Annotated in this window: 9 protein-coding genes; 7 read left to right on the plus strand and 2 right to left on the minus strand. The window is 68.4% G+C overall.

Annotation, left to right across the window (positions count from 1 at the left end):
- Positions 1-45: 45 nt before the first annotated feature.
- The gene (gene uvrA / locus AC07O8_RS03370; protein ID WP_495046970.1) at positions 46-2,922 is read right to left on the minus strand and encodes an excinuclease ABC subunit UvrA; all 2,877 of its coding nucleotides are present in this window, start codon (positions 2,920-2,922) and stop codon (positions 46-48) included.
- 350 nt (positions 2,923-3,272) lie between these two features.
- On the opposite strand from uvrA, the gene AC07O8_RS03375 reads away from it, so the two are divergent.
- From AC07O8_RS03375 to AC07O8_RS03390, 4 genes are all read left to right on the plus strand, one after another.
- A complete protein-coding gene (locus AC07O8_RS03375) occupies positions 3,273-5,348 on the plus strand; it encodes an alpha/beta hydrolase family protein (protein WP_495046684.1) in 2,076 nt (691 codons plus the stop codon).
- A gap of 184 nt (positions 5,349-5,532) precedes the next feature.
- On the plus strand, positions 5,533-7,545 hold the full coding sequence (locus tag AC07O8_RS03380) for a putative bifunctional diguanylate cyclase/phosphodiesterase (protein ID WP_495046685.1): 2,013 nt from the start codon (positions 5,533-5,535) through the stop codon (positions 7,543-7,545).
- A gap of 153 nt (positions 7,546-7,698) precedes the next feature.
- Positions 7,699-7,881, plus strand: coding sequence for a hypothetical protein (locus AC07O8_RS03385; RefSeq protein ID WP_297531061.1), 183 nt, complete (start codon positions 7,699-7,701; stop codon positions 7,879-7,881).
- A gap of 285 nt (positions 7,882-8,166) precedes the next feature.
- Positions 8,167-8,469 carry a hypothetical protein gene (locus AC07O8_RS03390; protein ID WP_495046686.1) on the plus strand — a complete coding sequence of 101 codons (303 nt, stop codon included), beginning with the start codon at positions 8,167-8,169 and terminating at the stop codon, positions 8,467-8,469.
- 154 nt (positions 8,470-8,623) lie between these two features.
- Here the strand turns inward: AC07O8_RS03390 and recQ are convergent, their stop codons facing one another.
- A complete protein-coding gene (gene recQ, locus AC07O8_RS03395) occupies positions 8,624-10,492 on the minus strand; it encodes a DNA helicase RecQ (protein ID WP_495046687.1) in 1,869 nt (622 codons plus the stop codon).
- Between the two features lie 114 nt (positions 10,493-10,606).
- On the opposite strand from recQ, the gene AC07O8_RS03400 reads away from it, so the two are divergent.
- The 3 genes from AC07O8_RS03400 (at position 10,607) to dinD (ending at position 13,293) form a co-directional block, all read left to right on the plus strand.
- Positions 10,607-11,575: a GGDEF domain-containing protein gene (locus tag AC07O8_RS03400; protein WP_495046688.1), complete on the plus strand. Its 969-nt coding sequence runs from the start codon at positions 10,607-10,609 to the stop codon at positions 11,573-11,575.
- A gap of 197 nt (positions 11,576-11,772) precedes the next feature.
- Positions 11,773-12,330 carry a single-stranded DNA-binding protein gene (gene ssb / locus AC07O8_RS03405; RefSeq protein ID WP_495046689.1) on the plus strand — a complete coding sequence of 186 codons (558 nt, stop codon included), beginning with the start codon at positions 11,773-11,775 and terminating at the stop codon, positions 12,328-12,330.
- Between the two features lie 114 nt (positions 12,331-12,444).
- Positions 12,445-13,293 (plus strand): DNA damage-inducible protein D, encoded by an 849-nt coding sequence (gene dinD, locus AC07O8_RS03410; RefSeq protein ID WP_495046690.1) that lies wholly within the window; start codon positions 12,445-12,447, stop codon positions 13,291-13,293.
- Positions 13,294-13,306: the final 13 nt, after the last annotated feature.

A 13,306-nucleotide genomic window follows, 5' to 3' on the forward strand; every position in this document is an offset into this window, starting at 1 on the left:
GCCGAGGTCGGCTTGATCCGAACGATCGAGAGGTGCCGCGATGAATCAGCCGCGCGCGAGCAGCGGCTTCAGGTAGCGGCCGGTGTGGCTCGCCTCGCAGGCGGCCACGTCTTCCGGCGTGCCGGCGACCAGCAGGCGTCCGCCGCCGGATCCGCCCTCGGGACCCATGTCGATCAGCCAGTCCGCCGTCTTGATGACGTCGAGGTTGTGCTCGATGATGACGATGGTGTTGCCCGCGTCGCGCAATTGATGCACGACCTTCAGCAGCAGCGCGATGTCCGCGAAGTGCAGGCCGGTCGTCGGCTCGTCCAGGATGTAGAGCGTGCGGCCGGTGTCGCGCTTGGACAGCTCCAGCGCCAGCTTCACCCGCTGCGCCTCGCCGCCCGACAGCGTCGTCGCGCTCTGTCCCAGCTTGACGTAGCCCAGGCCCACATCCATCAGCGTCTGCAGCTTGCGCGCCAGCGTCGGCACCGCGCTGAAGAAGCTCAACGCGTCCTCCACCGTCAGGCCCAGCACCTCGGAGATGTTCTTCCCCTTATAGAGCACCTCCAGCGTCTCGCGGTTGTAGCGCTTGCCGAAGCAGGTGTCGCAGGGGACGTAGACGTCGGGCAGGAAGTGCATCTCGACCTTCAGCACGCCGTCGCCCTGGCAGGCCTCGCAGCGGCCGCCGGCCACGTTGAAGCTGAAGCGGCCCGCGCCGTAGCCGCGCTCGCGCGCGGTGGGCATCTCGGCGAACAGCTCGCGGATCGGCGTGAACAGGCCGGTGTAGGTCGCCGGGTTGGAGCGCGGCGTGCGGCCGATCGGCGACTGGTCGACGTTGATGACCTTGTAGAAGGCGTCCATGCCCTCGATCTCGTCGTGCTCCGCCGGCTCGGCATGGCTCTGGTAGAGCTTGCGCGACACGGCCGCATACAGCGTGTCGTTGACCAGCGTGCTCTTGCCCGAACCGGACACGCCCGTCACGCAGGTCAGCAGCCCGACCGGGAACTCCGCGGTCACGCCCTTGAGGTTGTTGCCGCGCGCGTTGACGATCTTGAGCGTGCGCGGATCGGGACTGTCGGACAGCGCGTGACGTTGCTTCGGCACCTCGATGCGGTCGAGGCCGCTCAGATAGCGGCCGGTCGAGGATTCGTGGTTCGCCGCGACTTCCTCGGGCGTGCCCTGCGCCATGATCCGGCCGCCGTGCACGCCCGCGCCCGGGCCCAGGTCCAGCACATGGTCCGCGGCGCGGATCGCGTCCTCGTCGTGCTCGACGACGAGCACCGAGTTGCCCAGGTCGCGCAGCCGCCGCAGCGTGGCGATCAGGCGGTCGTTGTCGCGCTGGTGCAGGCCGATGCTGGGCTCGTCCAGCACGTACATCACGCCGGTCAGGCCCGAGCCGATCTGCGACGCCAGCCGGATGCGCTGCGCCTCGCCGCCGGACAGCGTGTCGGCGCTGCGGTCCAGGCTCAGGTAGTTGAGGCCGACGTCGTTGAGGAAGTGCAGCCGCGACGCGATCTCGCGGATCACCTTGTCGGCGATCTCGGCCTTCGCGCCCTTGAGCTTCAGCCCCTCGAAGTAATGCAGCGCCTCGCGCAGCGTCGCATGCTCGACCTCGTAGATCGGTTTGCCGCGCTCTCCCTCGGCGGCCTCGGCCGGTTGCAGCAGCACATTGCGGGCCTCGCGCCGCAGCCGCGATCCCTCGCACTGCGGGCAAGGCTTGGCGCTCTGGTAGCGCGCGAGTTCCTCGCGCACCGCTGCGGAATCGGTCTCGCGATAACGCCGCGTGAGGTTGGGCAGGATGCCTTCGAACGGATGGGCGCGCTTGACGCTGCGCTTCTTCCCGTTGGCGCCCTCGGCCTCGTAGGTGAAGCTGATCTCGTCCTCGCCGGAGCCCTGCAGCAAGACCTGGCGCGCCTGCTCGGGCAGTTCCTCGAAGGGCAGCTCGATGTCGAAGCCGTAGTGCTTGGCCACCGTCTCCAGCATCGAGAAGGTGTAGGCGTTGCGCCGGTCCCAGCCCTTCACCGCGCCGCTGGCCAGACTCAGCGTCGGGAACGCGACGACACGCTCCGGATCGAAGACGGTGACCTGGCCGAGGCCTTCGCAGGACGGGCACGCGCCGACCGGCGAGTTGAAGGAGAACAGCCGCGGCTCGAGCTCGGGCAGCGAGTAGCTGCAGATCGGGCACGCGAACTTGCTGGAGTAGATCGCTTCCGTGCCGCTGTCCATGTTCAGCACCAGCGCGCGGCCGTCGGCCAGGCGCAGCGCTGCTTCGAAGCTTTCCGCCAGCCGCTGGCGCAGCGTGTCGGCGCTGTCGTGGCGCAGCTTGATGCGGTCCACGACGACGTCGATGTCGTGCTTCTCGGCCTTCTTCAGCGCCGGCAGCTCGGTCACCTCGACGGTCTGCCCGTCGACGCGGAAGCGCACGTAGCCCTGCGCCTGCAGGTCCTGGAACAGCTCGACGAACTCGCCCTTGCGATCGCGCACGACCGGGGCCAGCACCATCAGCCGCGACTCGTCCGGCATCGCCAGCACCGCGTCGACCATCTGGCCGACGCTCGACGCCTCCAGCGGCAGGTGGTGGTCGGGGCAGAACGGCGTGCCGGCGCGGGCGTAGAGCAGGCGCAGGTAGTCGTGGATCTCGGTGACGGTGCCGACCGTCGAGCGCGGGTTGTGGCTGGTGGCCTTCTGCTCGATCGAGATCGCCGGCGACAGGCCTTCGATCACGTCGACGTCGGGCTTGTCCATCAGCTGGAGGAACTGCCGCGCATAGGCCGACAGGCTCTCGACGTAGCGGCGCTGGCCCTCGGCGTACAGCGTGTCGAACGCCAGCGAGGACTTGCCCGAGCCCGACAGCCCGGTGATGACGACCAGCTGGTTGCGCGGCAGGTCGACGTCGATGTTCTTGAGGTTATGGGTGCGGGCGCCCCGGACGCGGATCATCGGCGTCTCGCCGACCGGTCGCAGCGCCTGCCCGAGGTAGCGGCCGGTGTCCCCCTGCGTCGCTGCGCCCGCGTGCAGCACGCCACCCGCCTTCGGCTCGGCGCCGGGCTCGGACGGTGCGGGGGCGACGGGCGGGACTTTCGTGGACATGGGGCGGCCGGGACACTGCTGGAGGCGAACTCGACATGATAGGGCTCCGGCAACGACCGCGCTTGTTGCGCCGCCGTGCGGTCCCGTGCGGGCTGCGCGCCGATGTCGGCCCGCCCTAGGGAAATCCGGGCGTTGTCCTGTTCGGCCACCGTCCCACAATCCGCAATCTACGAAAAGACACCGGATCCGGGAGGGATGCCATGAGCTTCAAGATGTTCTCGCTGCGCGCGTTGGCGCGCGCTGCCATGTGCGCCGCGGGCCTCGCGACGACGGTCGCCGGCACCGCCGCGCTGGCGCAGACGGCCGCGGCCCCCGCGGCCAAACCGCCGATCGCCGACTTCTTCCGCCCCGCCGAGATGCGCCGTGCGCTGCTCTCGCCCGACGGCCGTTTCTTCGCCGCGATCATGCAGGTCAAGGCCGGACAGACGGTGCTGGCGGTGGTCGAACTCGACAACCCCAAGAACATCAAGGCCGTGGGCGGATTCGCGGACGCCGGCATCGGCACCTTCGCGTGGGTCGGCAACGAGCGCCTGGTCTACACGGCCACCAAGGACGAGGAAGGCAAGGGCCGGGACCTGCACAGCGAGGGCCTCTGGTCCGTGCGCCGAGACGGCAGCGATTCGCGCGTGCTGATCCAGAGCCTGTACGGCGCGGACGACACGACCGGCACACGCGTCGCCTCGCGCGCCCTGCCCTACGAATGGGAACTTGCCGGTGTGCCCGATGACGACAGCGGCGAGGTCTTGGTCATGACCGGCCGGTTCGACGCCAAGAACCAGCTGCGCTCCGTGCGGCTGTCTCGCCTCAACATCGAGTCGCAGACGCGCCGTTCGCTGGACGGCGGCGCGCCGCTGAGCACCGTCGGTTGGTACACCGATGGACGCGGCGAGGCGTGGGCCCTGCAGACGAGCCAGAAGGACCAGGTCACCGTCTACTTCAAGAACGAGGCCGGTGAATGGAAGCCGTGGCAGACCGGTACCCAGGTGGAGGCGCCGCCGCAGCCGTTCGCATCCGATCCCAGCGGCTTGCGCCTGATCGAGGCCCGCACGCCGGAAGGCACGACGGCGCTGTACCGGCTCGATCCGAAGACCCTGCAGATGGAGAAGCAGCCGCTGATCTCCGCCAAGGGCTTCGACTTCGAAGGCTGGCCGGTCACCGAGCACAACACCGGCCGTTTGATCGGCATCCACTTCATGACGGATGCGCAGGGCAGCGTCTGGTTCGACCCGACGCTCAAGGCCATGCAGGCGGCCGTCGACAAGAAGCTGCCGGGGCGCGTCAACATGATCCAGTGCAGCGACTGTCTGAAGTCGGGACGCGTGCTGGTGACGTCCAGCGCGGACGTGCTGCCGGCCGAGTACTACGTCTACGACCACAACAAGGGTCAGTTCTCGCTGCTCGGCGCCCAACGTCCCTGGATCGATCCGGCGGTGATGGGCCATCGCGATCAGGTGCGCATCAAGACGCGTGACGGGCTGGAGATGCCGGTGCTGGTGACCCTGCCGCGCGGCAAGGCGAGCGGCCCGCGCCCGGCGGTGATGGTGGTGCACGGCGGTCCGAACGCGCGCGGCACCCAGTGGACCTGGGGCGCGGAGGCCCAGTTCCTCGCGAGCCGAGGCTACGTGGTCATCGAACCCGAGTTCCGCGGCAGCACGGGCTACGGTTTCCCCTGGTTCCGGGCGGGTTGGAAGCAATGGGGCCTGGGCATGCAGGATGACGTCACCGACGCGCTGAAATGGGCCGTCGGCAAGGGCTGGGTGGATCCGAAACGGGTCTGCATCGCGGGCGCCAGCTACGGCGGTTATGCCACGCTGATGGGCCTGATCAAGGACCCCGAGCTGTATCAGTGCGGCGTGAGCTGGGTCGGCGTGACGGATCTGGACTACCTCTACACGATCAATTGGAGCGACGCGTCCGATGTGTCCAAGGAGTACGGGATGCCGGTGCTGATCGGCGATCCGCAGAAGGACGCCGAGCAGTTCCGCCGTACGTCGCCGCTGCGCCGCGCCGCGGAGCTCAAGAAGCCCTTGTTGCTGGGCTACGGCGCCTCCGATGTTCGCGTGCCGCTGACGCACGGCCGGGACTTCCGCGCCGCCGTCGAGGCCGGCGGCAACAAGAACGTCGAATACGTCGTCTACAGCGACGAGGGTCACATCTGGACCAAGCTGTCGACCCTGGAAGACTTCTACGGTCGCATGGAGCGCTTCCTGGCCAGGCACATCGGCACCGAGCCGTCCGCCGGCGGAGCGACTCCGCCCGCCACCACCGGCCAATGAGGGCGTCCTGACGCCTGCGTCGCGCCCGGGCGACGCAGGTCGGACGCTGGGAGGACGCCGGTGCGTGATATTGCCGGAACGCCGGCAAACGGCACCGATCGTCCCCCGGTTTTCGGGGCCCGATGGTGGCCGTCCTCCGGCGCGCAGGTGCAGAATCGGCTGACCCCCCTTCCGCGTCCGCCCATTGCTCAAGTTTCAAGTCCCCTCCCTGTCCCTGCGCAGCGTGATCCTGCTGGCGGTGGTCATCGGGATCGCAGTGCCTGCGCTGGCGCTGGTGGCGTTCAGCGACGCCTTCATCCGGCGCAGTCTGGAGCCGGTGCTGGAAGGCCAGCGCGCGGCCGTGCTGACGCTCGCCGCGAACGGCCTGGCCGAGCCGCTGTGGACGGTGGACGGACCGGCGGTGCAGCGGGCGCTGGATCAGCTGCTGTCGGACGTCAACGTCTGCGCGGTCGAACTCAGCGAGGAACGCGCCGACACCCGCGACATCGTCCGTACGAAGTGCAGCCCCGGCTGGCCGACGGTCACGCTGGCGGCGACCATCCAGCGCGACGGGCAGGTGCTGGGCAGCCTGCGGGTGCAGTTCGATGACGCGGCGCAGGAGCGCATGCTGAAGGAAGGCCGCCGGCAGACGGCGTTGATCGTCGCCTTCCAGGTCGCGGCGGGTGTCGTCATCGTGCTGCTGGTCTTCTACCTGCGCCTGGTGCGGCCGATCGACCGCCTCAAGCGCCTGGCCAGCGCGATCGCCGAGCGCCAGCCGGTCCCGCGCCTGCGCTGGAACCGCAAGGATGAACTGGGCCAGCTGGGCGTCCATCTGGACCAGATGGGCCAGCAGATCGCGGGCCTGCTGGCCGACATGGAAGGCAAGAACGCGCAGCTGCATCAGCTGGCGATGTACGACCACCTCACCGGGCTGCCGAACCGGACGCTGTTCCGAGAGGTCTTCCTGCACGAGGCGGCCGTCGCGCGTCGCGAGCAGACGCACCTGGCGCTGCTGTTCGTCGACCTGGACCGCTTCAAGGCGATCAACGATTCGCTCGGCCATGCGGCGGGCGACCGCATGCTGCTGCAGGCGAGCGAGCGCCTGCGCCAGGCTGTGCGGGAATCGGACCTCGCCTGCCGCGTCAGCGGCGACGAGTTCCTGCTGCTGATGCGCGACTCCAGCGAGCACGTCGGGGTCGCCGCGCAGCGCCTGATCGAGGCCTTGAACGCGCCACTGCAGCTGGAAGGCGGCGTGGCCAGCGTGTCGGCCAGCGTGGGCATCGCGCTGTTCCCGCGCGACGGCGACGACTTCGACACGCTGGTCCGGCATGCCGACCTGGCGATGTACCGCGCCAAGCAGATGGGCCGGTCGCGCTACAGCTTCTTCCAGCAGGACATGGACGCGGCGGCGGTGGAGCGGATGGAGCTCGAGCGCGAATTGAAGCTGGCGCTGGAACGCGACGAGCTGCTGCTCCATTACCAGGCCGTCGTCGACGCCCGGACCGGCGAGTGGTCGGGCCTGGAGGCGCTGATGCGCTGGCAGCACCCGCAGCGCGGCCTGGTGATGCCGGGCCAGTTCATCGAACTGGCGGAAGAGACGGGACAGATCCTGGCGCTCGGCTGGAGCACCATCGAGCAGGCCTGCGCGCAGCTGGCGCGCTGGAAAGCGGCGGGACGGCATCCGGGGCCGATCTCCATCAACCTGTCGGCCCTGCAGTTCCGCGAGCCCCGGCTGGCCGAGCGCATCGCCGAGTCGATGCGCCGCCACGCGGTCGCCCCCGGCGAGCTGGCGATCGAGCTGACCGAGAGCTCGCTGCTGACCGACACCGACACGGTGCTGCAGACCCTGGCCCGCCTGTCGGAACTGGGGCTGAGCCTGTCGGTGGACGATTTCGGGACGGGGTATTCCTCGCTCGCTTATCTGAAGCTGCTGCGCCCGGCGCGGCTGAAGATCGACCGGGCCTTCGTCCGGGACCTGCCCAGCAGCGCCGACGACCGCGGGCTCGTGCGGGCCATGATGGGCATGGCCGAGGCGCTGGGCATCGACGTCGTCGCCGAGGGCGTCGAGACCGAGGCGCAGCGCGACGCGCTGCTGGCGCTCGGCTGCTGGCAGCAGCAGGGCTACTTCTACTGCCGGCCGCAACCCGCCGTGGCGCTCGAGAACCGGCTGGCCGTCTGGCCGCCCCAGGCCGGGGCATCGCGACCGGCGCGGGTCTGACGCGACCCCCTGACTTCCGTTCAACCGGCTGACCGGCATTTCGGCGCGCGATTGCGGCAATTCGTCGCGTCCGCATGGCCTTGTCATGGACGGCGGCGCACAGTCCACCCTCGTTGACCTTCCCGGACAGGAAAGACACCGCAGGGGACCGCCATGAACGACGCCGCAAAGACCTTCCTCACCGCCCTGGCCGCCGTCGCCAGCGCTGCCGTCATCGCCTTGTGGCTGGCGGACACGAACGAGGCCGCGCGTCCGTCCAATACCCTGCCCCTGCACTGGGCCGAGCAGACCATGCCGGGACCTCAGGCCGATCAGGCGAGCAAGCCGCGCGGATGACCGTGCCGCCTGTGCGCCGATAGACGCCACGCTTCCCCCCGGCATTTCGAAGCCCGCCTGACCAGCGGGCTTCTTTTTTTGTCCGCGGACACGGACAGGTCGATCGCTCAGAACATCGATGGAATGGGCGATCCCGGCGATCGGTGGCGCCGTCCCGCCCATTCGTCGCGATGGCACGCAGTTCACTCCGCCGCCGCGCGCATTCGTCGCTTGCGCCTCGCGAATCGGGGCGGCAATGACGACACTGACTTCACTGACACACGCAACCCCTTCCAGGAGATCGACATGAGCACCACCACTTCCAAGACCCGTTCCACCCGCGGCCCGCGCATCGGCATGACCGGCGCGGCGAGCTTCAAGGCCTTCGCCTTCGGCATCGGCGCCACGCTGGCGATCGCGTTCAGCCTGCTGCACGTGCAGGCACAGCGCGAGCAACGCGCCGCCGTCATCACGCTGGATCCGGTGGTCATCACCGCCAAGCGCACGCAGCTGCCCACCGTCTACATCACCGGCCGCCGCGACAGCTCGGCCGACGGCCAGCGACTGGCTTCGGCCGCGCAGGTCGCTTGCACGACCCAGCTCTGCTGAACGCCTGCGGTTGCGCTGTCAAGGCGGCGACCGCGGCTGAACGGCTGTAGCGCTCGCCAACGAAAACGCCCGGCATTGCCGGGCGTTTTCCTTTCCATCATGACGTTCGCGTGACGCGACGACGGGCCGGACGGGCCTGGACGGGGCCGCGGGGTCAGTCCTCGCCCAGCACGCGCAGCAGCGCGTCGCCATAGGCTTCGAGCTTCTTCGCGCCGATGCCGCTGATGCCGGACATCTCCTCCAGCGATTGCGGCCGCACGCGCGCCAGTTCCGCGAGCGTGACGTTCTGGAAGATCACGTAGGCGGGCAAGCCGTGCTCGCGCGCCACCTCGGCGCGCCAGGCCTTGAGCGCGTCGAAGCGCGCCTGCGCCGTCGCGTCCAGATCGGTCTCCGCCTCCGAACGACGGGACGTCGACGCCCCCGTGCGGCCGGACTTGCTCCGCTTGGTCGGCGTGGCGGGCTGGCGCAGCAGCATCCGCACCTCGCCGCGCAGCACCGCCTTGGCCTCGCCGCCGAGCGACAGCGTGTTGTACTCGCCTTCCGTCACCGCATAACCGAGCGCGATCAGCTGGCGGATCACGGCCCGCCACTGCTGCTCGCTGAGCGAGGCGCCGACGGCCCAGGTGCTCAGTTCCTGATGCCGGTACTGCTTGACCTTGTCGGTCTCCTTGCCGCGCAGCACGTCGATCAGGTGGCCGGAGCCGAAGCTGAAGCCCGTCACCTGATGGAAGCGGTAGATGCACGACAGCGCCATCCGCGCCGCTTCCGTCGCGTCCCAGGTCGCGGGCGGATTCAGGCAGTTGTCGCAGTTGCCGCAGGGCTGGCTGTCCTCGCCGAAGTAGCTCAACAGCCGCACGCGCCGGCAGTCGATGGCCTCGGCCAGCGCGAGCAGCGCGTCGAGCTTGCCGCGCTGCACCTGCTTGAACTCGTCGGTGGACGGGCTCTCGTCGATCATGCGCCGCTGCTGGACGACGTCGGCCAGGCCGTAGGCCATCCACGCCTCGGCCGGCGCGCCGTCACGGCCGGCGCGGCCGGTCTCCTGGTAGTAGCCCTCGATGTTCTTGGGCAGGTCCAGGTGGGCGACGAAGCGCACGTCGGGCTTGTCGATGCCCATGCCGAAGGCGATGGTCGCGACCATCACGATGCCGTCCTCGCGCAGGAAGCGGTCCTGGTGGCGGCGACGCTGGTCCTGCTCCATGCCGGCGTGGTACGGCAGCGCGTTGATGCCCTTGGACTTCAGCCAGTCGGCGGTCTCGTCGACCTTCTTGCGGCTCTGGCAGTAGACGACGCCGGCCGCGTCCTCGTGCTCGTCCTGGATGAAGCGCAGCAGCTGTTCGCGCGGGCTGTCCTTCTCGACGATCAGGTAGCGGATGTTGGGCCGGTCGAAGGAGGCGACGAAGACCTGCGCCTGCTCGAGCTGCAGCCGCTCGATGATGTCCGCGCGCGTGATGTCGTCGGCGGTGGCGGTCAGCGCGATGCGCGGGATGTCGGGGAAGCGCTCGTGCAGCAGGCTCAGCGACAGGTACTCGCTGCGGAAGTCGTGGCCCCACTGGCTGACGCAATGCGCCTCGTCGATGGCGAACAGGCTCAGCAGGCCGCGCTCGTACAGCGACTGCATCTGCGCGATGAAGCGCGGCGTGTTGACGCGTTCCGGCGCCGCGTAGAGCAGGGTCAGGCGGCCGGCGAGCATCTCGCGCTCGATGCGCTGGGTCTCTTCCGAGGTCTGGGTGGAGTTGAGGAAGGAGGCGTTGACGCCGGCCTCCTCGAGGGCGCCGACCTGGTCGTGCATCAGGGCGATCAGCGGACTGACGACCACGGTGACGCCGTGGCCGGCGCGCTGGCGCGCGATCGCGGGGATCTGGTAGCAGAGCGACTTGCCGCCGCCCGTGGGCATGAGGACCAGCGCGTCGCCGCCGGCGGTCACGTGGTCGACGATCGAGGCCTGCTGGCCGCGAAAGGCGCTGTAACCGAACACCTCTTGCAGGATGGCGAGCGGGACGGGATGATGGCTGGACGAACTCATGGAGCGCCCGATTGTCCCGCACATCGGCGGGCCCGCCGTGGACCTGCTTGCGATCGGGTCCCGCGGCGGCGCAGAGTTGCATCGAACCTCCACAGCACAGGCAGACACGTCGACATGATTGCTGCGCCGTTGCCCGAAGACGAGAACGCCCGCCTGTCCACGCTGCGCGTGCTGCAGGTGCTGGACACGGCCCCGGAGGAACGCTTCGACCGCCTGACGCGGATGGCCAGACGGCTGTTCCAGGTGCCGATCGCGCTGGTGAGCCTGGTGGACGCGGACCGGCAGTGGTTCAAGTCGGCGCAGGGCCTGGACGTGCGGGAGACGCCGCGCGACCTCAGCTTCTGCGGCCACGCCATCCTGTCGGAAGACATCCTGCTGATCCCCGACGCGCATGCGGATCCCCGTTTCGCCGACAACCCGCTGGTGACCGGTCCGCCGCATGTCCGCTTCTACGCGGGCTGTCCGGTGCGCGCGCCGAGCGGACACCGGCTCGGTACGCTGTGCCTGATCGACCACGCGCCGCGCGGCTTCGATGCTGACGACCAGGCGACGCTGCGGGACCTGGCCTTCATGGTCGAACAGCAGTTCGCGGCGATGTACATGGCGATGGTCGATGAGCTGACCGGTCTGGCGAACCGCCGGGGCTTCGAGTCGCAGGCGGGCCACGTGCTCGCGCTGTGCCGGCGCAAGCAGTGGCCGGCGACGATGCTGTACTTCGACCTCGACCACTTCAAGCACGTCAACGATCGCTACGGCCACGCGGAGGGCGACTGGGCGCTGAAGTCGTTTGCGGACATCCTGCGCTTCTGCCTGCGGGCGTCGGACGTGGTGGCCCGCACCGGCGGGGATGAATTCGTGGCCCTGCTCAGCGGCACGGCGACCGCGCAGATGGCGCCCGCGCTGGAGCGCGTGCGCACCCAGGTCGCGGCGCTGAACCTGCGGGCGCAGCGGGGCTATGAACTGGCCTTCAGCGTGGGCGACGTGGCGATGTCGGGGGAGGCGCCGCTGGCGCTCGACGAGCTGATGCAGCAGGCGGATGCGGCGATGTATGCGCACAAGCAGTCGAGGCGACGGATGAACTGAGCCGAGGTGGCCTGATCCAGGTCATCCACCGACTTGAAGCCGGGATCAGGTCGGCGTTTTCGAGCAATCGCTCCGGGATGGAGCGGGCGGCATAATCCGCACCCTGCGCCGCTTTTCAGCAAGCCGAACCGGCCCGAAGCGCCCGCTCCGGTCAATTTTCCGAACACCCCAACCATACGCAAGCGAAGGCAACCACCATGGCCTCGGTCAATAAAGTCATCATCCTCGGCAACCTGGGCCGTGATCCCGAACTGCGCTACACGCCGAGCGGCAGCGCGGTGTGCAACGTGAGCATCGCGACGACGCGCAACTGGAAGAGCCGCGAAGGTGGCGAGCGCCAGGAAGAGACCGAATGGCACCGCGTGGTGTTCTACGACCGTCTGGCCGAGATCGCTGGCGAGTACCTGAAAAAGGGCCGTCCGGTCTACGTCGAAGGCCGCCTGAAGACCCGCAAGTGGCAGGACAAGGAAGGCAAGGACAACTACACGACCGAGATCATTGCCGAGCAGATGCAACTGCTGGGCGGCCGTGACGGCGGCGATGAGATGGGCGGCGGGGGCGGTGGCGGCTACAGCCGCGAGCGCTCGGCTGAGCGCAGCGGTGGCGGCGGCGGCCAGGGCGGCAGCGGTCGCGACAGCGGCGACTTCGACGCCCCGCGCGCGCCGGCGCCTCGCGCCGCGGCCCCCCGCGCTCCGGCGCCCGCGCCGAAGGCCGCGACCGGCTTCGACGACATGGATGACGATATTCCGTTCTGATCGACGTAGAGCGCCTGCTCCGTAGACGTCTGGCCCGCCGCTCAAAGCCGCGGGCCATTTTTTCGTCTTGGTGTCTGCACCGGCCCGACTTGATCACGCTACCAGCGAGAGCCCATGAAGAAGGAACTGATCCATAAACTGCACAAGAGCTTCGAGGACAATGCTCGACAGGAAGATGGTGTCGAGTTCTGGTTGGCCCGCGAGCTCCAAGAATTGCTGGGCTACGCGCAGTGGCGCAATTTCGAGTTGGTGGTCGAAAAGGCGAAGGTGGCGTGCCGCAACGCCGGGCAGCCATTGGAGGACCATTTTGCTGACGTCAGCAAAATGGTCGAAATCGGCTCGCAGGCCGAGCGGCCAGTCGAAGACATTGCCTTGACCCGCTACGCCTGCTATCTGATCGCCCAGAACGGCGACCCTCGAAAGGACGCGATCGCCTTCGCGATGACGTACTTCGCGGTGCAAACACGCAAGCAGGAGTTGATTGAAACCCGCATCGCCGAATGGGAGCGCCTGCACGCCCGTGAAAAGCTCAGCGGGTCGCAGAAAGAGTTGTCGGGCGTGCTCTACGAGCGCGGCGTCGACAGCCAAGGTTTTGGTCGAATCTTGAGCAAAGGGGACGCTGCGCTTTTCGGCGGTCTGACCACCCAGAACATGAAGGATCGCTTGGCGATACCGGACAGTCGGCCACTGGCGGACTTCCTGCCAACGATCACGATCAAGGCCAAGGACTTTGCCAATGAAATCACCAACACTCAGGTGAAACAGCAGGATCTGCGCGGTGAGTTGAGCATCACGCACGAGCATGTCAAAAACAATCGCGATGTGCGCAAGCTGCTGACTGACCGGAGCATCGTGCCGGAGCAGTTGCCCGCTGCCGAGGATACAAAGAAGGTCGAGCGGCGACTGAAGTCCGAAGAGCGGAAGTTGCCGAAGCAAACGACCAAGCTTGGAAGCAAGCCCTGAAACGATGGGACCG

This window comes from Roseateles sp. GW821-FHT09G09 (genome assembly GCF_059415965.1).